Genomic DNA, 20,585 nt, shown 5'->3' with positions numbered 1-20,585 from the left:
AAGAGAAAATAAAAAGGGGAGAGTGGTCATAATGACATATGTAAAAGGTTTAGAAGGAATTGTAGCGGCTGAAACAAAAGTTGGGCACGTTGATGGAGATAAAGGTCAGCTGATTTACCGTGGATACTGGGCGAAAGATTTAGCAATTAACTATACATTTGAAGAAGTAGCTTACTTGATTTGGAACGGACAGTTACCAAATCATGAACAGCTTAATGAATTTAAAGAAGAGATGAAAGCACATCGCGTATTACCAAAAAATATTGTAGCGCTAATGGATTGTTTACCGAGAGATACAGAAGTCATGAGTGCTCTTCGTACATGCATTTCAGCACTTGGCGATCCATCTTACAGTTGGCCGCCTACAAAAAATCAAGCGGTTGCATTAACGGCAATTGCGCCAACTATTATTGCTTATTGGTATCGTAAAATGAATGGTTTAGAAGTTGTTGAGCCGAATGAGAATCTAGATCACGTGGCTAACTATCTGTATATGATCACAGGAGAAGTATCGGATTCAAGCTTAGTTAAAGCATTGAGCGCATATTTTGTACTTACTATTGAGCATGGTATGAACGCATCAACGTTTTCTTCGCGCGTGGTAGCGTCAACTGAATCAGACATGGTCTCTGCGATTTGCGGAGCGATTGGTGCAATGAAAGGACCTTTACATGGAGGTGCTCCTTCTGGTGTTATTAGCATGTTCCAAGAAATTGGCTCTGCAGAAAACATTGAGCCTTGGGTGCGACAGAAGCTTGGGAACAAAGAGAAAATTATGGGATTTGGACATCGTGTGTACAGAACACATGATCCAAGAGCAGAAGCTTTAAAAGAGGTTTCAAAGCAAATATCAGATGATAACGAATGGTTTGATTTCATTGTAAAAATTGAAGATACAACCATTCGACTGTTAAATGAATATAAGCCAGGAAGAAAAATTTACACGAATGTAGAATATTTTGCTGCAGCTGTTATGAAAGCAGTGGAGCTTCCAGCAGATTTGTTCACACCCACTTTTACGGCAAGTCGACTGGTAGGATGGACTGCACACGTACTTGAGCAGTCAGAAGATAATCGTATTTATCGTCCGCAGTCATCTTATATCGGCTATACGCCAGTGGAACAAAAACAATAAACACTCGAATCAAAAAGAAGCGGATGTTGAAGGATTCGCTTCTTTTTTTGTGAATTAAATGATCACTAGGGTAATAGTTGATAGTAGCAACGAAGTAATGATAATTGCTAGTATTGGCCGAACAGATTTAGAGCATAGCGTTTTAATGTTAACGTTTAAACCTAAACCAACCATTGCCATTGTTAAAATGAACGTAGTTAAGACAGGGGTGCTACTCATTATTGTATTAGGAATGTGTATATATCTTCCCAAAATATAGCTGTTGAAAATGCTCATTAAAAGAAAACCCACTAAAAACCATGGGAATTTGATAGCTGTTGGTGTCCCTTGTTTTTCTTTCTTTTTCATAAGTAAAACAAACAAAAAGCTAATTGGAATTAACCATACGACTCTGCCCAGCTTGGCTATAATAGCAAGGGATAGAGATTCTTGGCCTGCAGGCATAGCAGCGAGGGTTACATGAGCAATTTCATGTAGACTCATGCCAGACCATATTCCGTAATCTTCAGAAGAAAGATGTAAAGCTGACTGAAGAAAAGGGTAGACAATGGAAAAAACACTTCCAATTAGCGCAATAATTCCGATGCTTATTGCGATGTCTTCTTCTTTTGATTTTATAATAGGAGAAATGGCTCCGATAGCGGCTGCTCCGCATATGCCCGTTCCTACACCAAGCAATAATAAAATGGCCAAGTCTGCTTTTAGCCATTTTCCAACCAGGACCATACACGTAATCGAAAAGATAATAACCAATGCATCTTTAAAAAAAATACCGATACCCACAGCAAATATTTGATCAATCTGAAGCTGAAGACCATACAAGATAATAGCTCCACGAAGTAGAGCTGTAGATGCAAATTTAATTCCTGGCTCAAGTTGAGTCGGGTACCCAATGTAATTTCGATAAATAATTGCAATTAAGAGTGCACAAGCAAGGGGGCCTATCATTTTAAAAATTGAGAGAGATGCAAGAAAATACCCTCCTAGCGCCACAGCAAAGGTAAAAGCAAGACCACCACTATATGCTAAACCACGTTCATTTTTAATACCATTATTCGTATTCATGTTTTTCAACTCCAATATGATTCGTACTTCTTTGAGCATAAAGGAGATTTAACTATTAGTGAAATACTGTTATTTTATTTTAATCATTAATATTTTTAATGATTTATCACACAGGCATTTCAAGTACAAATGGACTTTCTAATTATGGAACAGCCCTTTCAAAAGTTGCTCGCAAAGACATTACAATTGACTTCGGTCGACTATTGCTTGAAACAGTAAAGTTTGCGCTTGATGGTGTGAAAAACAGTATCAAAAAAGGCTGGCTTGAGCAGCCTCCGTTAGCTGCTAAACATGATTTTTTCTCGAAATAATTAGAGTATAATAATGTTCATCGGCGCTACAATGGTGTAAGATTATACCAGTGTAGTGCTTTTTTATGAACATAAATAAAGGAGCGTCGTTATGGAAAATGAAATGTTAAAGGTATTTGATGAAAACCATCAACCAATTGGACAAGCATCACGTGCAGAAGTTCATCGACTTGGTTATTGGCATGAAACGTTTCACTGTTGGTTTATCAGCCGTGAAGCATCAAAAGCCTATATTTATTTACAGCTCAGAAGTACGGATAAAAAAGACTATCCGGGCTTGTTTGATATCACTGCTGCAGGACACCTTTTAGCTGATGAGACCGTTGAAAATGGAATTCGAGAAGTAGAAGAAGAACTAGGTGTAAAAGTCAAATTGGACGAGTTGGTTTCAATTGGGAAAGTCCACTATGAAGCTTACAAAGAAGGTTTCATTGATAAAGAGATTGCTCATGTCTTTGTATATGAAACACCATATGAAATAAGAGACTATCATCTACAGCTTGAAGAGGTAGCAGGAATTGTTCGCGTTGACTTCAATCACTTTTACAATTTTTGTTTTGGCAAAACAAACAGCATTCTTGCAGAAGGATTCACATGCAAAGACGGTATGAAATTGACCTTTAAAGGAGACATTACCTACAAAAAACTAGTTCCTCATGACCTTAGCTTTTATCAACAGGTGGCAGAACGTATTCAAAGGTATTTAAGTAGAAAATAAGCGAGGAGAAAAAAATGGTTCATATTCAACAATTTTTACAACACATTCACGCACATCTACAAACAGATCAAACATCATTATTAAAGCATATACATAAGCAATCTGTTCTAACAATTCCATTTGAAAATCTTGATATTCACTTAAATAAGCCTTTATCAATGAACCCAGAGCATGTGTTTGATAAAGTTGTACGAAACAAACGCGGCGGTCTATGCTTTGAAACAAACAGCTTATTGTACGCAATCTTAACACAGCTTGGATTTAAAGTAACGTTGATATCAGCGGCATTTTGGAATGAAACGCAAGAGAGCTGGAACAAAGACTGTACGCATCTAGCGCTATGCGTAGAGGTAGATGCGAAAAGTTACTTAGCCGATATAGGAATTGGAGGGGGCTTTTTTGAACCTTTACTAATTGAGGACCGGCATACATATAAGGACAATAATGGTGAATACCGAGTGTTAAACCGTCATGACGAATGGATTGTTCAAGAAAAAAATAGTGATTGGCAGGATCTTTTTAAATTTTCTCTTCAATCAAGAAAACTAGATGATTTTTATACTGCCTGCCGATATTATGAGCACGATCCAACTTCATTTTTTCGCCAAAAGAAGCTTTGTAGCGTAGCGACTGAAGATGGTAAAGTTTCATTATCATCTAATACATTAAAAATTACAAAAGGATTAGAGAAAGTGGAAACACCTATTATATCGGATGATCAGTTTAGGAAAGAGCTAAAAAAATATTTTCAAATTGTACTATAAAAAAAAGCACAAGGGTCAGTTACATACAAGTAAACCCTTGTGCTTTTAATTTATTTAATAATAGATAAATAATTATGATGATAAGAATGGAATCTTATGGTTTCTGATAAATTTTAAACCATAATAAAAGCTAAAAATCAGCACGAAAGAACCGGTGGTTAAGCACGTTTTCATGAGAGCTAGCCCTCCAATAGACGGACTTGCCGATAGTTTATAACCTAGCAAAAAAAGCAAAGTTGCTAGCATAAATAAACAAAAACTCATATATGAATAACGATTCTTAAAAGCAGCAACGAGAAGGAGAATAAGTAAGTACAAGCCGCTTATAAGCATCATTATAGGGAAAAATGGATAAAGTTTAGCTGCATAGATAAAATAGTCCACCTGTGAAATATCGTATCCAGAGGTAATAGGAGTAGTAGCAATCGAGGTATATTTTGCTGAATCTCTCCATTCAAACGAATCATCAGTCAAATTGGATCCCTCATACCATGTTGCTGCCGTTGATAAAAGAAATATGAAACAAGCTGCAAATAGCTGAGTCATATATTTAATTGACATAAAGTGCTTCATCTCCTTCAAATAATGCCATACTCTAGGAAGATATTATATCAGCTTTTAGAAGAAGAATATTTTATTTTACAGAGTGTCATAAAACGTTCAAAATTCACATCAGAAAAAGTTCATGTTTCAACTTAATAAAAATAGGGGAACATTGACAAATAAACGTAATGTATAGGAGAGACAAACATGAAAGTAGCTGTTATCTTAAACCCAAACGCAGGTAATAAAAAATTAATTGAGTCGATTGAACTTATTTGTGATAGATTGAAAACAGCCTTTTCAGAGGTGAAGTTATACGAAACCGAGGCTCCAGGTCATGGAAGTGAAATTGTAAAAGAAATCGCTTCTGATGTGGATGTCATTATTGGAGCTGGGGGAGACGGAACCATCTATGAGCTTGTGAATGCCATTGCACCGCTTGAACAATGCCCCGTTTTCGCAATTCTTCCAGGAGGAACATGTAATGATTTCTCTCGTGCAATTGGCATGAATCAAAATCCATTGAAAGCAGTAGAGCAAATTATTGCACAAAAGAAAATTGCAGTTGATGTTGGCAAGCATAATCAACAATACTTTTTAAACTTCTGGGGAATCGGCCTTGTAGCAGACGTCTCTGAGAACATTTTAGAAGATGGGAAAGAAAAGTTTGGTAAGCTCTCATATTATATGAGTGTGGGGAGAACGATTAGCCAAGTAGAACCTTTTGAGGTAGAAGTTGATAGCGATGAAACGACTTATGAGGGTGAAGCAGTAATGGTTTTGATTGGCAACGGTCCTTTCCTTGGTGGAAACCGAGCTGTTTTAGGAAATTGTTCGTTTCAAGATGGGCTTTTAGATGTATATGTGGTCAAACAAATGGCTCTTGAGCCTCTCATCAAATGGCTTCAAACAGCGCCTGGAGAAGAGCAAATGGACCCAACAAGTCAGCTGTTACATTTTAAGACAAAACGAGTAACAATTGACGCTACTCCACAGAAGACTGTAGATTGTGATGGTGAAAAAGAAACAACTACGCCCGCAACAATTTCGGTTCTTCCCCATCATTTAGATATGTACGTTGGTAATATGTAAAGCGCCTGGATATGGCGCTTTTTTTATTATGGTATCCATTTCTTTGAAGTGAAAGTAATAATCATAAAGCTGCTCATCACGATGACAATCATTGAGTAGCAAAAAGCTGTAAAACCCACGATATGTAAGCCGATAAGCATAATTAAGCTGTCCAATAGAAAAATAACAAGACCAATATTAATCGGCCACTTTGCTGAAATAATTAAAGCGATAAGATCAAGACCATCTGAGCTAACTTCATATCGAAGCATTAAACCGATTCCCATACCAGTTAGCACGCCTCCAATTATGGAACTAAACAGTAAAGGTATTTCCATACTCCCACCAATAACGTTTAGCTTTTCTGTCATAAAAAAAGAAAAGAGTAACCCAATGCTGCCATAGAAAAAATGTTTGCGATGGTAAAAAAATGCGTAAATAAAAACAGGTATATTAACTAATAAAATGGATATGCCGATTGGCAAGCCAATCATGTAATAAATAACTAAGCCCAAGCCGATAAGTCCACCATCCAATAAATGATGGGGTGCAATAAACCCATTAAGTCCTAAGCCGATTAATAAACTACCACAAAAAATGACGATTGCTCGAGTAAAAATAGTCCTCACCCTATATAAAAAGTTATTCATTAATTGTCAAAAAGCTAGTACATTGATAATATATGGGAAGTTTGTCCAGCGTATGCCTTTCTTTCGAGAGATTATTAATCTAATAGGTTGTTCTGTGAAATATCCAATTTATGCTATAATAAATAGTTGAATTTTCATATAGTTTAACTAGAGGAGTGAGCATATGGTTGTTATTAGATGTGCAGTTGAAAAGGATGTTGAACGACTAGCAACACTGATGAAAGAGTACATTGTTGATTTTTACCATCAGCCGGAACCGCCACGAAAAGAGATAGTTTCTCATCTTGAGTTATTATTAGCCGATTCATCAAAAGGAGTTCAATACGTAGCTGAGGAACAAAATCGCTTGCTTGGTTTTGCAACCATTTATGTAACCTTCAGTACATTAAAGCTAAAGAGAACAGCTATTTTAAACGATCTATACGTATTGCCAATGAATCGCGGAAATAAAGTAGGAGAAAAATTATTTCAAGCATGTGAAACATACGTAAAAGAAAATGATTTAGTGGGGTTATCCTGGGAAACAGCTGTTGATAATGAAGTTGCTCAGAATTTTTATGAGAAAATGGGCGGAGAAAAATCAAGATGGCTACACTATGAAAAGTAATCGTTTATTGCAATTTATAAACAAATTATGGTATAGTATGGAAATGCATAAAGTTGTACGTTAGTTGTTATGAAAGGAAAGGAGAAACTTACGAATTGAAGAGCAATCCAATTGTACATATGTGGAAACTGTTAACCGCGATTGGCGGGTTTCTCGTTGCTTTCTTTCTTTTTAAAGTTCGCAAAGGTAAATAACAGTTATGAGTGAAAAAGCACGATTTCGTTTATGAAATCGTGCTTTTTTGATTTGAGGGAAACGGAATGCTAATTTTATCATGGATGGAATTCTTGTAAGAGTTGTAAGTAAAAGAATCTCCTGTGGATTGCTGTATCGACATGTACAGCAGATAGCTATCTTTTGTTTCCATATAATAACTGGCATCGTCCAGCTTAAGTGAATAAAAACAATAACTGAAGTTAAGCAGCGATTGTTTTTGAATACGGGTTTCAGAATGTTCTTTTACCCACTCATATAACTCAAAAACAGTGGCACAATCAGGGGATAACATAATCTTTGCTTTCTGTTGAATCTCATTAGCAGCGTTAGTAACTGAATCTTTAAGCTGTTTAACAAAAGAGGAGAGTTGTTCTTTCACATTTTTCTTCCTTTCACATTTAGCCTTTTCTATAAATTGTGTTGAAACAAGAGTTTATATACGTTAACTACTTATAAAAAGAGTGAAGTAGCCGCATTGTAACAAGTGGCATGTAAAAAATATAGCCAATCTAATTTAGTATTTGATAAAGTAAGGAATATAGAAAAAATAAGGAGTGTACAACAATTTGACAAGCATACAGATTCAACCTCTAGATGTTAAAGCTGCAGAAGCAGCAGCAAAGTATATAGACACGCTAACAAAGCCTCAAGGAAGTTTAGGAAGGTTAGAAGAGCTAGCAATTAATTTGGCTGGCATTACACAAGAGATTTTTCCAACCGTTACACCACCTGGAGTACTGGTATTTGCAGCAGATCATGGGGTTGTTGAAGAAGGGGTATCAGCTTTCCCAAAAAGCGTAACTGCTCAAATGGCGCTTAATTTCTTAGAAGGTGGCGCAGCTATTAACGTATTTAGTAAGCAAATTGGAGCTCAATTTCAACTTGTGGATATTGGAATTACCACTACTGTTCAACACAGTGAACTTTCGTGCCGAAAAGTCAGAATGGGTACGCGCAATTTTTGCAATGAACATGCAATGACGAGAAATGAAGTTGAGCAAGCGATTGAAATAGGTATAAATGAAGCAACAAGCCTAATTAACAAAGGAATAAAGTGCTTAATTGTTGGAGAAATGGGAATTGGCAATACTACTTCTAGCACAGCTCTACTAGCTGCTTTAACAAATCATAAAGTAGAAGAGCTAGTCGGCAGCGGTACAGGAATCACTTCTCAACAACTAAAGCATAAAATAGAAAGAATTGAGCAAGCATTAGCAGATAGACAATATGATGTAAAAGATCCAATTGACATTTTGTCAGCTTTTGGAGGACTTGAGATTGCAGGAATGGTTGGCGCAATGCTTGCAGCAGCTTCATACCGAATACCAATCATTGTGGACGGGTTTATTTGTACTACAGCGGCTGTGTTTGCTGTCCAAATGAATGAATTAGCTTCCGACTATATGTTTGCAAGCCATCAATCTGTTGAGCCAGGTCATCGATTCGCTCTGTCCATTTTAAAAAAAGAACCATTATTAAATTTACAGATGCGTCTTGGTGAAGGAAGTGGCGCAGCTATCGCGTTTCCACTTCTTCATTCAGCGTCTTTGATGATTAAAGAGATGGCTACATTTGCAGATGCAGGTGTTGCAAACAAAGAATAGTAAAAAAAAGACATACTCAGTATGTCTTTTTTACATCATCATATATGTAGGTTCAGCATCATAATAGAATAAATTCCATAGCTTATGCCGGTTAATAAGAACGATCCCATAATTAGTAGTACAACAGCAACACGTCTTTTAATCGCTTTAATTTCTTTTTCTTGTGCTACACGGTTCATTTTGTTTCCTCCAGTAACTTGCTTAGAGATAAGAATTGTGAAGGTAATCACATATGCATATGCCAAAATAACTAATTATTGTTTATCAAGAATAAACTGTAATTTAATTCATGAGTTTAATTATGACTATCCACTTAAACTTTGCTGAAATTATTTACTTGTACAAATTGAACATATATTATAAAAAGAGTGGATAAGTTGATAGTATCGAAAGTAACATACAATCGCAATAAATACGATAATCATAATTACATAATAAGATGAAGAAAATTCTGAAAAAAGAGGTAATGCAGATGAATGGTACACTCATTATTCAGCATGGTGCTCCGTTTGTAAATGGAACATCTGTCCCTCTTGAACAATCTACTGTTATAGTTGGACGAAAAGGAGATGGATGGTTGCCTGATTTAGCGTTTCAAAGCGTATACATCTCTCGTAAGCACTTTAAAATCACTACCAATGAAAACAACTATCAGCTTATTGATTTAAATAGCAAACATGGGACGCAAATAAATGGACAAAAGCTTATTCCCGCTCACTCATATACACTGCAGCATCAGGATCAAATATCAATTGCAAATGGTACAGCTGTCTTAACATTTATTAGCCAAGACATGGACGCAACATTAGATTTAGGTCCACTATTAAATGAGATTCACACATCTAAGCAATATGAACTTGATCCCGTACTTCAAAAGATTAGAGTAAAAGATGAAGTATATGTATTATCAGAGAAGGAATATGCGTGTTTATCGTATTTACTTCAACAGCACGATACCTTCGTTTCAAAAGAAATGCTCAAAAAACAAGTTTGGCCAGAACGAGTGATGGAAAAAAATGATGTATTTGTTAATCCGGAAGAGCTTAATTCTTTAATGTACCGAGTTCGCAAAAAAATAGGACAAACGCTTGATATTCAGGTAGTGCGAGGTAAAGGGTATATGCTTCATTTTAAATAATGTCTTTGTCGTTCTAAAAGCCATGTGGTGAAGTACCGCATGGCTTTTTTGCTAATTTGTAATGTTAGATTGTTTTTACAGCCTGTACGCGAATATAAGCTGCTGGCAAACACCATTCGTCTTGTTTGAAAAATGTTTTTTGTAACTTGTCTTCAACTCTATTAAAGATAATTTGTTTTGTTTCAGGCGTTATATTATTGAAAAGAGATGATGCATGTGTATCAAGCCAGTTACGAAGGCCATCTTCGTGCTGTAAAACGAGAGGCTGTATGAAATGAATAGCGCTTTGAACATCGAATCCATGCTGCTCAAGCAAGGAAGTGTATTCTCCAATACTCGGAAAATAAAAAGGGAGAGAAAAATTAGATGAAATAATATTGAAAACGACAAGCTGGCGCAGCACCTCGTTAAAAACAGGATAAAGGTGGTTTTGGCCATTGAACTCTGTCACAAAGCGTCCTTGTAGTCTGAGTGCGCGATAAATATTTTTAATAACAACAGTAGGAGGGTGAATAAGGTGAAGCGTGTTTTGGGAAAATACTGCATCAAACTGATCTTCATAGTCTAAATCCAGTGCATTGACGCGCATAAAGTGGACGTGAGGGTAATGATGCTGTGACTGTTCAATCATATTTTCCGACGAATCAATACCTGTTATGTTCACACCTAGAGAGCTAAGCTGATTTGCCATGTATCCGTTACCTGAGCCAATTTCTAAGATGTTTTCACCAACTTGAGGAGAGAGCATGTTCATTACATTTCCACCAAAAGACGAAATAAACGAAGAGTGTGAGAGTGTGCGGTTCATATTGATACTGCCTCCTTATTAAAGGTAGTTCGAGAACATGTCGTTCAATCAATACAGCTTAAGGAGAAAAATACGTAAGAGACAATCGATTGAATAGTAAAATTATATCACAATTCTGACAAAATAGAACGACCCTTCTATCTTTATTTACAAGCTTCTTAAAAAAACAGCTTAATTGACTGCTAGTCAATTAAGCTGCTGAATTATCCCCACTTTACAAATAGAGGTAGGTCTGTATGACCCATTTCTCGAACATATACAAATAAGTTACCTTTATGATGAATTTCATGATCGATTGCCATTGACACTAATTGGCTTGCGGGCATCTTTTGACCAAATACCGCAGAGGTATCGATAACGCAGTTTAACTGGTCGTCTGTTAAAGAAGCTAGGATGTCTTTTGTTTTTTCAGTATAATGAGAGGCTAATTCCGATAAGTTTTTCTGCTCAATATCATGCTTTTCTTCCAATGGAGCAAGGTTGCCCTCTTGTGCTACTTTCGCAAATGTGTAAAAAGAAGTAAGCATGTGTGTAGTGAGTTTATATGCTGACATAGATGTTGGTGTTGGTTGATAATCATAATGATTTTCTTCAATCTTATCAATTAACATATTTGTTACATTACGATGAGCTGAAAAATGATGTAAAAGACGCTGAGATGAGGACATTAATTACCACTCCTAATATGTAAATTTTTACTTCATAGTCAGTATACCATGGTGCCTATGTAAGTTAAAAATATATGCATAAAATGACGAATTTTGTAGAAAAATAGAGAAAAAAATAAGAAAAAGTGGTTGACACTATAGAGAAAAAGACTTATGATACGTATATTATAAATTTTCGAAATAAATTGACTAAATTCTTCAATATACATTTTGCGTTGATTGGGAGTAGTAGAGGATCTAATTATAACAGAGAGCTGTTGGTTGGTGTGAAACAGTATAAGATGACCTTGAACTCGCCCAGGAGCTCTTAAGATGGAACGGAATTCACTTCTTATTATATCTTAACGCATAACCTCCGTTAGAAGGTTTGTACATGATGTACAAGTAAAGTGGATTTTAATCGATGAATTAAAATCAAAAAGAGTGGTACCGCGGAGGTCAGCTGGCCTAACGTCTCTTGTTGTAAAGAGACGTTAGGCCAGCTTTTTTTGTTGAAGAAATTTAGACGGAAAGGAACATCAAGATGAATCAAACAAATCAATGGACATCAAAGTTAGGTTTTATCATGGCAGCAGCAGGTTCAGCAGTTGGAATCGGCGCAATTTGGAAATTCCCATATGTTGCGGGAACTAGTGGGGGAGGCGCGTTTTTATTAATTTTCTTACTCTTTACGTTATTAATCGGCTTGCCTTTACTATTAGCTGAATTTGTTATTGGGCGTAGCACACAAAAAGACGCTATTTCTGCATATGAAAAAATTGCTCCAGGAACGGCATGGGTATGGATAGGACGTCTAGGAGTTATTACGAGTTTTGTCATCTTATCATTTTATAGCGTTGTTGGTGGTTGGATTATATTATATCTATACAGAAGCGTTACAAATCAATTGGTAGGTTCAACAGATGATTACGCAGCTTTATTTAATGATACAATTTCAAGCTCTTTTTCACCGGTTATAGGACAATTACTCTTTATGATTATTACGATTGTTGTCGTTGCTAAAGGTGTTCAAAATGGAATTGAAAAAGCAAATAAATACATGTTTCCAGCACTATTTATTTTATTTATTGCATTAATTGTTCGTTCATTAACATTAGATGGTGCGATGGAAGGAGTAGCATTTTTCTTAAATCCTGATTTTACAAAGCTAACATCTGAAAGTATTTTATATGCCATGGGTCAATCGTTCTTTGCAATTAGTATTGGGATTTCAATCATGGTCACATACAGCTCTTACTTAAATAAAGAGGAAAGTCTGCAGCGTTCAGGTGGAATGATTGTAGGACTAAACATTTTGGTTTCAATTTTTGCTGGGCTAGCGATTTTTCCAGCTGTGTTTTCAATTGGCTTAGAGCCAACAGCAGGGCCAGGATTACTATTTAACGTACTACCAGCTGTGTTTGAACAAATTCCGTTTGGCGGCTTGTTTTTAACAATTTTCCTAGCGTTATTCTTGTTTGCTACATTAACATCTGCATTTTCTTTACTTGAAACAATCGTAGCAGCAGTAACAAAAGGGAACAGTGATAAGAGAACGAAAGCATCTTGGACTATGGGGATTTTAATCTTCATTGTTGGAGTTCCTTCAGCTCTATCTTTTGGTGTTTTATCAGATATCACGTTTGGTGGGAAAATTTTATTCGATGCGCTTGATTATTTAACACTTAACATTTTAATGCCATTTGGTGCTCTGTTAATTTCCTTTTTTGTTTCATATCGCATGGATAAAAAAGCTGTATATGAAGAATTCATATCAGGCTCCAGAACAGCGAAATATTTGTTTAAAGCATGGATGATCTTACTTCGTTACATCATTCCAATTGTTATTATCATCGTGTACTTGCATACGTTTGGCGTACTGTAAAAACAGTAAAAAAGGGAATCGCTATTCAGCGGTTCCCTTTTAAGTTCATTAAATATTATGTTGTTTTAATTCTTCAAGCAAACGCTCCATGCCTTCACGACTTAATGTTAGCTTTCCATCAGCAAGTGTTACGTTGTCAGATGATACTTCTCCTGTAACTGCACAAGCTCCGTTAGGCTCATACTTCTTTAAAATAATGCGATCAGTTTCTACAAAGATTTCTACAGGATCTTTTACATCTATTTCAAGTACACGGCGTAGTTCTTTAGGAATTACAATACGACCTAAATCGTCAACTTTTCTTACAATACCAGTTGATTTCATTTTTTAATCACCTTTACTTTAGAAATATTATTTTTGGAATTTCTACAACTGATTATATACTACAATTCGACAAATAAAAGCGAAGTTATAGAGATGTAAATGAACTGTAATATTATTGAAATGTTTTCTTTATCTATAAACAATGCCTAAAAAATGGAATAAATTTCAAATGTTATTTTAATAAAATAATGAAACGTTATGCTTGCATTAAGCTTCTACCTATGTTTTAATATAGAAATTGCTCGTAAAGTATAAGTTTTAAATCGGAATGATTACTATCAAAAAAGAACATTGAAAGGATGAGAATTCATTGGCTAAAAAATCAAAGGTTGTAAAAGAACGTAAACGTCAACAATTGGTAGAAAAGTATGCACTTCTTCGACAGGAACTAAAAGAAAAAGGGGACTATGAAGCGTTACAAAAACTGCCGCGTGACTCCTCACCAACTCGTTTAAAGAATCGGTGCCGTGTAACAGGAAGACCGAGGGGCTATTTACGTCAATTCCAAATGTCCCGAATTGCATTTCGAGAACTAGCTTATAAAGGGCAAGTTCCTGGTGTGAAAAAAGCTAGTTGGTAAAAAAACTCTCCATAAAAGGAGAGTTTTTTTATTTTGTAGCTGCAAAATAGCGTGAGATACCTTCTGCAATACCACGAGAAACTTGCTGCTGATATTGTTCTGTTGCAATACGATCTTCTTCACTTGGATTAGATACAAACCCAAGTTCAACAAGAACGGAACGCTTATTATTATGTTTTAATACATAGAAGTTAGCTTGTTGCGCACCACGATCTCTCATATTTGTGTGTTGCACCATGCTCTCTTGAATGTATTTTGCAAGTTCTTGATCACGAGCTGAATAGTAATAAGTCTCAATTCCAGTAGCGGATGAGCTTCCTGCATTATAGTGGATGCTAACGAATGCATCAGCTTCGCTTGCGTTGCTGATTTTTGTTCGGCCATCTAACGAAATGAAGGTGTCGTCAGAACGAGTAAATAGTACAGTACCACCTGCGCTTTCAACTTGTGCTGCTACTAATTTAGCTGTTCTTAGTGCTAGGTTCTTTTCAAGCTCGTCTTGACCAACGGCTCCTGGATCATGACCACCATGACCTGGATCAATAACAATTAACTTCTTTTCTAAACCTGAAGTTGGGTTTGTTACTTCACCTGGTGTTGAAGGTGCTTCAGTACTCGTTAGTCCTTTTGATACCCAAGCCGTTTGAGAACTAGAATATTGAATTTGAACCCAACCATTTGACTCAGCTACTTTATTAAATGACTCCCCGACTTGTGCTACGCGAAGAATGCTTGCACTTAAACTTGGCTGCGTACGTAGGTTAGCAGCTTTCGTAATTGTAACCTTTTCAGTTGGGTTGTTTGTTTCAGGCTGGTCAGAGCCTTCTTTTAAGTACTTGTTGGCAACCCAGCCAGTTTTGCCGTCACTCGTTTTAATCTGCGACCAGTCTCCGTTTTCTTTAATCACGGTTACTTTGGCATTGCGCGGCAAGTTGGTAACGATTGAAGCCGAAGTGCTAGCGGCAGAGCGAACGTTTAAAGAACTAGCGTTCACGGTCGCTTGCTTGGAAACAGACGTACCTTCATCTTTAGGTGCATCGGCTTTCACATCGGCTAAGTATTTGTTGGCAACCCAGCCAGTTTTACCGTCACTCGTTTTAATCTGCGACCAGTCTCCGTTTTCTTTAATCACGGTTACTTTGGCATTGCGCGGCAAGTTGGTAACGATTGAAGCCGAAGTGCTAGCGGCAGAGCGGACGTTTAAAGAACTAGCGTTCACGGTCGCTTGTTTGGAAACAGACGTACCTTCATCTTTAGGTGCATCGGCTTTCACATCGGCTAAGTATTTGTTGGCAACCCAGCCAGTTTTGCCGTCACTCGTTTTAATCTGCGACCAGTCTCCGTTTTCTTTAATCACGGTTACTTTGGCATTGCGCGGCAAGTTGGTAACGATTGAAGCCGAAGTGCTAGCGGCAGAGCGAACGTTTAAAGAACTAGCATTCACGGTCGCTTGCTTGGAAACAGACGTACCTTCATCTTTAGGTGCATCGGCTTTCACATCGGCTAAGTATTTGTTGGCAACCCAGCCAGTTTTACCGTCACTCGTTTTAATCTGCGACCAGTCTCCGTTTTCTTTAATCACGGTGACCTTAGCGTTACGAGGCAAGTTGGTAACGATTGAAGCCGAAGTGCTAGCGGCAGAGCGAACGTTTAAAGAACTAGCGTTCACGGTCGCTTGTTTGGAAACAGACGTACCGTCATCTTTAGGTGCATCAGCTTTTACATCGGCTAAGTATTTGTTGGCAACCCAGCCAGTTTTACCGTCACTCGTTTTAATCTGCGACCAGTCTCCGTTTTCTTTAATCACGGTTACTTTGGCATTGCGCGGCAAGTTGGTAACGATTGAAGCCGAAGTGCTAGCGGCAGAACGAACGTTTAAAGAACTAGCATTCACGGTCGCTTGCTTGGAAACAGACGTACCTTCATCTTTAGGTGCATCGGCTTTCACATCGGCTAAGTATTTGTTGGCAACCCAGCCAGTTTTACCGTCACTCGTTTTAATCTGCGACCAGTCTCCGTTTTCTTTAATCACGGTGACCTTAGCGTTACGAGGCAAGTTGGTAACGATTGAAGCCGAAGTGCTAGCGGCAGAGCGAACGTTTAAAGAACTAGCGTTCACGGTCGCTTGTTTGGAAACAGACGTACCCCCACTTTCAGAAGAAGGAGTAGTAGATCCCGATCCCACTTTTAAGTATTGATTGGCAACCCAGCCAGTTTTACCGTCACTCGTTTTAATTTGCGACCAGTCTCCGTTTTCTTTAATCACGGTTACTTTGGCATTGCGAGGCAAGTTGGTAACGATTGAAGCCGAAGTGCTAGCGGCAGAGCGAACGTTTAAAGAGCTAGCATTCACGGTCGCTTGTTTGGAAACAGACGTACCTTCATCTTTAGGTGCATCAGCTTTCACATCGGCTAAGTATTTGTTGGCAACCCAGCCAGTTTTACCGTCACTCGTTTTAATTTGCGACCAGTCTCCGTTTTCTTTAATCACGGTTACTTTGGCATTGCGCGGCAAGTTGGTAACGATTGAAGCTGAAGTGCTAGCGGCAGAACGAACGTTTAAAGAGCTAGCATTCACGGTAGCTTGTTTTGAAACAACATTTGTGGATGATGTTTTTTTCTCTATGTATTCACTTGATATCCAAGCGTCTTTGCCATTAAGTTGGATTTTTGCCCATCCTTGTTGTTCTGTTAATACATTAATTGTGTTTCCTTTATACAGCTTGCCAACGATTGCCCCACTTGTGCTTGGAATTGCCCGCACGTTTAATGATGTGGCATTAACAGTCGCTGGTTGAGCGGCTTCAGCTTCTAAATTAAAAAAAAGAGCCGAAGAGCTCAGAGCAGCAGTTGTACAAACTGCATACATCATGTGTTTATTATTCATCTTTTCCTCCTTGCATTCTACTAAATTTACTTAAAAATAAAATGGATTTCAAAGCATATATCGGCAACTTAACCAAAAATTCAAGGTAAAACTATATTTCTCTTAAGTTACCTACATTATCCATCATACTACATGTCGAATGGTGGCGGTATAATGAATTTGTCCTAAACAAATGGAAGATAAAAAGGGAGAGTGCTTTAGCGTTAACTTTTAATTCATAAAAAAAGAAGCATATATAAGGGAATATTAACAAGTAAATGGAGTATTTATTAATAATTTAGTCCACATTGCTCAGAATGAAATGGTCAATTTTCATAAAATTTTTGAAAGAGGAAATTGTATATAAATAATTATTAGAAAATTATTTATTTTTAATTAATTTAGTGGTAAATTATAAAGAAAGCTAAAGAGAGGTGGAGATCATTGGTTGAACTTGTGAATTATGAAACAAAATGGCCGGTCCTTTATGCATTTGAAAAAGAAAAGGTAACCTCAATGCTTAAAGACTTTTCAATTGAAGTTAAGCATATTGGAAGTACAGCTATCCCCAATATGTCGGCTTCTCCAATTATCGATGTATTAATAGGTGTTCAACGTTCTGAGGACTTAACGTCAGTTATTGAAATATTGCAAAATGGCCCATATGTTTATATAGAAGAAATGAATATATTTATTGCTCTAAAAGATGAGGCTTCTTTGTCGCATTATCCAAAATATATAAAGGAAAATGACTCCTACTGTGCAATACCAACTCATATTCAACACGCTCATCTGTACGTAACAGCTGTTAATTCAGCCTTTTGGGATGGCTGCTTAGCGTTTCAAGATGAACTTAAGAAAAGTGAAAGGCTACAGGAAGGGTATATAGACCTTAAAAACAAACTTGCATCTTCATACTGGAATAATTATGAGCGATATATGGAAGAAAAACAGGCTTATATTCAAGCGTATGTTTCTTCTAAAACTTTGCAATCAACAGATATAAAATAGAAAAAGCCAGCGCAAAAACGCGCTGGCTTTTTAAGCGTTACTTTGTATCTTCTAAGATAATTGTTTCAAGTTGGCTTGCAGTATTCACGGCTAAAACCGTATAATTCTTACCATTTTCTACTTTAGTACCTGGAAGTCCAAGTATTTCTTTGCCATCTTCGGTTGTTACGCTTAAATCATAAGCACCAGGAGCAAGAGTCTGGTAGTCAGATACTGTTTTGAATGCTAAATTTGTAAACAGTGGAGCGGCTCCTTTTGGTCCAACGTTAACAGCTGGAGCATCAGGTGAAAAGTGAGCAACACGAACTTTTGCTTTATCAGGCGTTCTTACCGTATTGTTGGAGATTGCTTTTAGTTCTAACATATTTACTTTGTTAATAGCAGCAATCGTGTAAGACTTTCCACCTTCTACAACAAGCGTTGCTTTTACTACGGGCTCTTTTGTTCCTTTTGTACCAGTTGCATAAACTTCTACTTCATGTGATCCAGCAGGTACTTGTAAAAAATCCGTAGTATCTTTAAATTTAACACCTTCAACAACGGGTTTTGTATCTAAGAAGATATCAACTGCAGGCGCATCTGGAGAAGCATGTACGATGCGAACATCAGCATTCTTTGCAGGAACTGCTTCGTTAGGCGCTTTTGTTTCAGAAGCAAATACAAGTGTGCGGCTTATGGCAATCAGCATAATCGCCGTAAGTATAACTAATAGTCGTTTCATGTTCTTTCACTCCTCATTTCATCTTGAGACAGTTGTATGTAAGGAAACTGTTCAACTATTAGCGTATACAAATTAAAAGCAACTATACGAAAAAATGCACTACTTCGTTGATAAGTAGTGCATTTTGTTAGGGGCCCTTTTAGCGATAAGGGCGTAAGAAAAATGTGCGGAATAGAGCAATAACTGCAAGCAACGTAGTTAATCCCCAAGTGAAGATATAGGCTAATCCCAGCCCAATATTTGCATCTAAATAGTTATGTTTGGATTCATCGTATAGAGCATAAAGCAAAGGAGCAGAACAAACGAAAAAACTCGCAAGTAGCGCAATTCCTTTCCAAGGTTTAGGGCGTCTAATTGTCCAGAATAAGCATAAAAAAGCAACGAATAGTAAAAGAAACGTTCCCACTTGTATTACGTTTAAAATAATCATACCGCTAATCACCTTCTTAATAATTGACTATGACTATTATAGGCATAGAACTTGGAAAAAGAAAGGAAAAAAAGCCTAAGCAATTATTCGCTTAGGCTTTTTACATTGAACTGAAATCCATGCTTTTCTAACATGGCGCGAACCTCAGGATAATAGATCGTTTTATAAATAGAACTTACTGTTTGTGACCAGTTGCGTATCCATTAACTTGGCTGGACTCATACTTTCAAAGTGCTTTGAATTATTCGGGCTTAGAAAATGAAGTTTTTGCTTCTAAAGGAGCTACTAACACACCATCTTTAGCAAACTGAACGAACGATACAAAGTGAGCAGATTGATTATGAGCTTGAATAGAAGCCTCATCTTTCCACTGTTCAAGCATTACAAATGAATTTTTTTCAAATGCGTCTTCAAATAATTGATAGCTCACGTTTCCATCCTCTTCAGTAGAATGTTTAATTAATGTTTGAATAGCTTCTAAAAAAGCATCGCGCTTTGCAGGATTAATTTTCATATAAGCTTGAATGGTAATCATATTTATTTCCTCCTAAAATGAAAAGGTTTTTTAGTCGTATTTAAAACGTTAGTCTTATTAGTTCGAAAACCATCGAACAATGAACACTATATCACTTGAAAAGTGGCCATGCAAGCATTAAAGTTCGGAGATTATCAAACATTGAAAAGAGGTATGAGAATGTGATACCTTTTACGTATGAGAAATCCATATCAACCATCCAAATCTGAAATTCGTTTAACGTCTATCTTACATGCTTTGAGTGATCCAAATCGCTTGCGTATTGTACAATGTTTAGGGAAAAGAAAGGAGAGTCACTGTTCTTATTATCAGACGCTTAATGTATCAAAATCAACGCTATCCCACCATTTTAAGGTACTGCGCGAAGCAGGAGTTATCAAGGTTAGAATTGAAGGAACACAGCACTTTTACTCACTGCGAATAGAAGATCTAGAGGAGCTATTTCCAGGTTTGCTCTCAGCAGTGATTAACGTTAACGAAGAGTTACTATAAAAAGCTGAACAATTTGTTCAGCTTTTCTTAATGAATGAAGCACTTAGACCTCAAAATAGAGGTGAATATGCAAGTTACACCCTGGATTGAAAGCAGCTTGGCAGTGTGGGCATCGTGATTTACAAGATAAGTACTCAGTAACGCTTAGCTCATTATGACATGCACCACAGAGGATAGCTTTTGTATTAAACAGCTTTTGAGGCCAAACTTTAGCTGAGTGATCTGCTGTTTCTTCATGACAGCGATGGCAAGGATAGTAGTCTTCACAGCAATAAAATTTTATTGAAATAATATCTTTAGCGGAATGATAATGAACGCAACGCGTTTCTTGGTCGATTGTTTTTCCTTTAACGTTCTTAATGAGAATCACATCCTTTTGAAAGCTAAACATGTTAATTGTATCATGAAATTGAGCATCGTTTGGATTTTAAACAGTATATATACATAGAAGGTGTTATAATAAA

25 protein-coding genes and 1 other annotated feature are annotated in these 20,585 nt (G+C 36.9%); of the genes, 12 read left to right on the top strand and 13 right to left on the bottom strand.

Translation table 11 applies throughout. The features are described 5' to 3' along the window. The first annotated feature begins 31 nt into the window (after positions 1-31). Positions 32-1,135, top strand: coding sequence for a citrate synthase/methylcitrate synthase (locus tag LZP85_RS11075; protein WP_119544102.1), 1,104 nt, complete (start codon positions 32-34; stop codon positions 1,133-1,135). 54 nt (positions 1,136-1,189) lie between these two features. On the opposite strand, the gene LZP85_RS11070 is transcribed toward LZP85_RS11075, so the two are convergent. Then, positions 1,190-2,200 carry a YeiH family protein gene (locus LZP85_RS11070; protein ID WP_119544101.1) on the bottom strand — a complete coding sequence of 337 codons (1,011 nt, stop codon included), beginning with the start codon at positions 2,198-2,200 and terminating at the stop codon, positions 1,190-1,192. Between the two features lie 98 nt (positions 2,201-2,298). On the opposite strand from LZP85_RS11070, the gene LZP85_RS11065 reads away from it, so the two are divergent. The 3 genes from LZP85_RS11065 (at position 2,299) to LZP85_RS11055 (ending at position 3,993) form a co-directional block, all read left to right on the top strand. Then, complete coding sequence (locus LZP85_RS11065; protein ID WP_119544100.1) at positions 2,299-2,511, top strand: DUF3231 family protein; 213 nt, start codon at positions 2,299-2,301, stop codon at positions 2,509-2,511. 91 nt (positions 2,512-2,602) lie between these two features. Beyond that, the gene (locus LZP85_RS11060; RefSeq protein WP_025909977.1) at positions 2,603-3,229 is read left to right on the top strand and encodes an NUDIX hydrolase; all 627 of its coding nucleotides are present in this window, start codon (positions 2,603-2,605) and stop codon (positions 3,227-3,229) included. Between the two features lie 14 nt (positions 3,230-3,243). Beyond that, positions 3,244-3,993, top strand: a complete 750-nt coding sequence (locus LZP85_RS11055) for an arylamine N-acetyltransferase family protein (protein WP_119543969.1) — start codon at positions 3,244-3,246, stop codon at positions 3,991-3,993. Positions 3,994-4,065: 72 nt separating this feature from the next. Here the strand turns inward: LZP85_RS11055 and LZP85_RS11050 are convergent, their stop codons facing one another. After that, positions 4,066-4,554, bottom strand: coding sequence for a DUF4306 domain-containing protein (locus LZP85_RS11050; RefSeq protein ID WP_175406235.1), 489 nt, complete (start codon positions 4,552-4,554; stop codon positions 4,066-4,068). Positions 4,555-4,743: 189 nt separating this feature from the next. Between LZP85_RS11050 and LZP85_RS11045 the strand changes: the two genes are divergently transcribed. Beyond that, on the top strand, positions 4,744-5,628 hold the full coding sequence (locus LZP85_RS11045) for a diacylglycerol/lipid kinase family protein (protein WP_078989569.1): 885 nt from the start codon (positions 4,744-4,746) through the stop codon (positions 5,626-5,628). Between the two features lie 26 nt (positions 5,629-5,654). On the opposite strand, the gene LZP85_RS11040 is transcribed toward LZP85_RS11045, so the two are convergent. Continuing rightward, entirely contained in the window at positions 5,655-6,257 is a 603-nt protein-coding gene (locus tag LZP85_RS11040) for a YitT family protein (protein WP_206833691.1), read from the bottom strand. Between the two features lie 163 nt (positions 6,258-6,420). Here LZP85_RS11040 and LZP85_RS11035 point away from each other — a divergent pair, with 163 nt between their 5' ends. Then, positions 6,421-6,864, top strand: coding sequence for a GNAT family N-acetyltransferase (locus tag LZP85_RS11035; protein WP_025909982.1), 444 nt, complete (start codon positions 6,421-6,423; stop codon positions 6,862-6,864). Between the two features lie 223 nt (positions 6,865-7,087). On the opposite strand, the gene LZP85_RS11030 is transcribed toward LZP85_RS11035, so the two are convergent. Continuing rightward, the gene (locus LZP85_RS11030) at positions 7,088-7,459 is read right to left on the bottom strand and encodes a protein kinase family protein (protein WP_061785297.1); all 372 of its coding nucleotides are present in this window, start codon (positions 7,457-7,459) and stop codon (positions 7,088-7,090) included. A 187-nt stretch (positions 7,460-7,646) separates the two neighbouring features. Here LZP85_RS11030 and cobT point away from each other — a divergent pair, with 187 nt between their 5' ends. Beyond that, positions 7,647-8,684, top strand: a complete 1,038-nt coding sequence (gene cobT / locus LZP85_RS11025) for a nicotinate-nucleotide--dimethylbenzimidazole phosphoribosyltransferase (RefSeq protein WP_224840288.1) — start codon at positions 7,647-7,649, stop codon at positions 8,682-8,684. Positions 8,685-8,722: 38 nt separating this feature from the next. On the opposite strand, the gene LZP85_RS11020 is transcribed toward cobT, so the two are convergent. After that, positions 8,723-8,863 carry a hypothetical protein gene (locus LZP85_RS11020; protein WP_167556122.1) on the bottom strand — a complete coding sequence of 47 codons (141 nt, stop codon included), beginning with the start codon at positions 8,861-8,863 and terminating at the stop codon, positions 8,723-8,725. Positions 8,864-9,156: 293 nt separating this feature from the next. Here LZP85_RS11020 and LZP85_RS11015 point away from each other — a divergent pair, with 293 nt between their 5' ends. Beyond that, positions 9,157-9,822, top strand: coding sequence for an FHA domain-containing protein (locus tag LZP85_RS11015; RefSeq protein ID WP_226638949.1), 666 nt, complete (start codon positions 9,157-9,159; stop codon positions 9,820-9,822). A 64-nt stretch (positions 9,823-9,886) separates the two neighbouring features. Here the strand turns inward: LZP85_RS11015 and LZP85_RS11010 are convergent, their stop codons facing one another. Together LZP85_RS11010 and LZP85_RS11005 are read right to left on the bottom strand one after the other, a co-directional pair. Beyond that, entirely contained in the window at positions 9,887-10,630 is a 744-nt protein-coding gene (locus tag LZP85_RS11010) for a class I SAM-dependent methyltransferase (RefSeq protein ID WP_025909986.1), read from the bottom strand. Positions 10,631-10,833: 203 nt separating this feature from the next. Next, positions 10,834-11,298: a DinB family protein gene (locus LZP85_RS11005; RefSeq protein WP_025909987.1), complete on the bottom strand. Its 465-nt coding sequence runs from the start codon at positions 11,296-11,298 to the stop codon at positions 10,834-10,836. Between the two features lie 206 nt (positions 11,299-11,504). Next, positions 11,505-11,759: a binding site (T-box leader), on the top strand. A 62-nt stretch (positions 11,760-11,821) separates the two neighbouring features. Here LZP85_RS11005 and LZP85_RS11000 point away from each other — a divergent pair. After that, the gene (locus LZP85_RS11000) at positions 11,822-13,162 is read left to right on the top strand and encodes a sodium-dependent transporter (RefSeq protein WP_119543973.1); all 1,341 of its coding nucleotides are present in this window, start codon (positions 11,822-11,824) and stop codon (positions 13,160-13,162) included. Between the two features lie 48 nt (positions 13,163-13,210). On the opposite strand, the gene LZP85_RS10995 is transcribed toward LZP85_RS11000, so the two are convergent. Then, a complete protein-coding gene (locus LZP85_RS10995) occupies positions 13,211-13,486 on the bottom strand; it encodes an AbrB/MazE/SpoVT family DNA-binding domain-containing protein (protein ID WP_025909989.1) in 276 nt (91 codons plus the stop codon). 310 nt (positions 13,487-13,796) lie between these two features. Here LZP85_RS10995 and rpsN point away from each other — a divergent pair, with 310 nt between their 5' ends. Beyond that, complete coding sequence (gene rpsN, locus LZP85_RS10990) at positions 13,797-14,066, top strand: 30S ribosomal protein S14 (protein ID WP_025909990.1); 270 nt, start codon at positions 13,797-13,799, stop codon at positions 14,064-14,066. Between the two features lie 28 nt (positions 14,067-14,094). Here the strand turns inward: rpsN and LZP85_RS10985 are convergent, their stop codons facing one another. After that, entirely contained in the window at positions 14,095-16,953 is a 2,859-nt protein-coding gene (locus tag LZP85_RS10985) for an N-acetylmuramoyl-L-alanine amidase family protein (protein WP_234561730.1), read from the bottom strand. Positions 16,954-17,376: 423 nt separating this feature from the next. On the opposite strand from LZP85_RS10985, the gene LZP85_RS10980 reads away from it, so the two are divergent. Beyond that, a complete protein-coding gene (locus LZP85_RS10980; protein ID WP_182840874.1) occupies positions 17,377-17,943 on the top strand; it encodes a GrpB family protein in 567 nt (188 codons plus the stop codon). 37 nt (positions 17,944-17,980) lie between these two features. On the opposite strand, the gene LZP85_RS10975 is transcribed toward LZP85_RS10980, so the two are convergent. From LZP85_RS10975 to LZP85_RS10965, 3 genes are all read right to left on the bottom strand, one after another. Further along, positions 17,981-18,664, bottom strand: coding sequence for a DUF4397 domain-containing protein (locus tag LZP85_RS10975; protein WP_226638935.1), 684 nt, complete (start codon positions 18,662-18,664; stop codon positions 17,981-17,983). 139 nt (positions 18,665-18,803) lie between these two features. After that, positions 18,804-19,094, bottom strand: a complete 291-nt coding sequence (locus LZP85_RS10970; protein WP_025911288.1) for a hypothetical protein — start codon at positions 19,092-19,094, stop codon at positions 18,804-18,806. 241 nt (positions 19,095-19,335) lie between these two features. Continuing rightward, positions 19,336-19,629 carry a putative quinol monooxygenase gene (locus LZP85_RS10965; RefSeq protein ID WP_025911289.1) on the bottom strand — a complete coding sequence of 98 codons (294 nt, stop codon included), beginning with the start codon at positions 19,627-19,629 and terminating at the stop codon, positions 19,336-19,338. Positions 19,630-19,806: 177 nt separating this feature from the next. Between LZP85_RS10965 and LZP85_RS10960 the strand changes: the two genes are divergently transcribed. Further along, positions 19,807-20,121, top strand: a complete 315-nt coding sequence (locus LZP85_RS10960) for an ArsR/SmtB family transcription factor (protein ID WP_206833803.1) — start codon at positions 19,807-19,809, stop codon at positions 20,119-20,121. A gap of 43 nt (positions 20,122-20,164) precedes the next feature. On the opposite strand, the gene LZP85_RS10955 is transcribed toward LZP85_RS10960, so the two are convergent. Next, positions 20,165-20,512, bottom strand: coding sequence for a CHY zinc finger protein (locus LZP85_RS10955; protein ID WP_234561728.1), 348 nt, complete (start codon positions 20,510-20,512; stop codon positions 20,165-20,167). Positions 20,513-20,585: the final 73 nt, after the last annotated feature.

The organism is Priestia flexa, assembly GCF_021441905.1.
GTDB lineage: Bacteria > Bacillota > Bacilli > Bacillales > Bacillaceae_H > Priestia > Priestia flexa.
This window is presented reverse-complemented; position numbering and strand designations above follow the sequence as displayed.